Origin of the sequence: Peterkaempfera griseoplana (assembly GCF_001418575.1) — a bacterium.
Lineage (GTDB): Bacteria > Actinomycetota > Actinomycetes > Streptomycetales > Streptomycetaceae > Peterkaempfera > Peterkaempfera griseoplana.
This window is the reverse complement of record NZ_LIQR01000277.1, coordinates 1-1,146: the sequence shown is the minus strand read 5'-3', so window position 1 is coordinate 1,146 and position 1,146 is coordinate 1. Positions and strand designations below refer to the sequence as shown.

Here is a 1,146-nt window from a genome sequence, read left to right as displayed (position 1 = left end):
CGGAGACCACCGCCTCGTCGCCTACATCGTTCCCGCCTCCGAGGGGAAGCAGTACGAGGACACCGCCGAACTCACCACCGAGGTCCGGGCTCACGCGGTCGGTCTGCTCGCGGACTACATGGTCCCGTCGGCGTTCCTGGTCATCGACGCGTTCCCGCTGACGGTCAACGGCAAGCTGGACCGGAAGGCCCTGCCCGAGCCGGACCTGGCCGTGACCGCCGGGACAGGCCGCAAGCCGGAGTCCGAGCGGGAAGCGCAGTTGTGCGCCGTGTTCGCCGAGGTGCTCGGCATCCCCGAAGTCGGCGTCGACGACAACTTCTTCGAACTCGGCGGACACTCCCTGCTCGCCGTCACGCTGATCGGCCGCATCCGCGCGGCCCTCGACGTCGACCTGTCCGTCAAGGCGCTGTTCACTGCGCCGACGGTGGCGGGGCTCGCGGCTGTCCTGGGCGGGCCGGTATTCCAGGCGCCCCCGAACCTGATTCCTCAGGGGGCGCGGGAGATCACCCCGGAGATGCTGCCCCTGGTCGAACTCAGCGCCGACGACGTCCAGCGGATCGTCGACCGCGTACCCGGCGGAGCCGCCAACATCGCCGACATCTACCCCCTGACACCCCTCCAGGAAGGCATCTTCTTCCACCACGTCCTGCAGGCCGACGAAGGCACCGACGCCTACCTACTGCCCACCGTCCTCGGCTTCGACAGCCGCGAACACCTCGACACCTTCACCACCGCACTCCAGCAGGTCGTCAACCGGCACGACATCCTGCGCACCGCGATCATCTGGCAGAACCTCCCCCAACCCGTCCAGGTCGTCCTCCACGAAGCCCCCATATCCGTGCGGACGGTCGACCTGGCCGATGAGGGCGATGTCACCCAGCGTTTCCTGGCGGCGTGTCCGTCGGTGATGGCACTGGACGAGGCCCCACTCGTGCGGATCTTCGTGGCGGCCGAGCCCGAGGACGGACGCTGGTTCGCCCTGCTCCAGGTCCACCACCTCATCCAGGACCACACCACCCTCGACATCCTCATGAACGAGGTCCGAGCCTTCCTCACCGGCCAACACCAGACCCTGCCCGCACCACTGCCCTTCCGCGACTTCGTAGCCCAGGCACGACTCGGAATCTCACGCGAAGAACACGAGCA

The 1,146-nt window shown here is 67.9% G+C and carries 1 protein-coding gene; it reads left to right on the top strand.

The annotated features are described in order from the left end of the window. Positions 1–1,146 (top strand): condensation domain-containing protein (locus AOK09_RS20745; protein WP_245687394.1); only part of this gene is annotated, 1,146 nt, incomplete at both ends.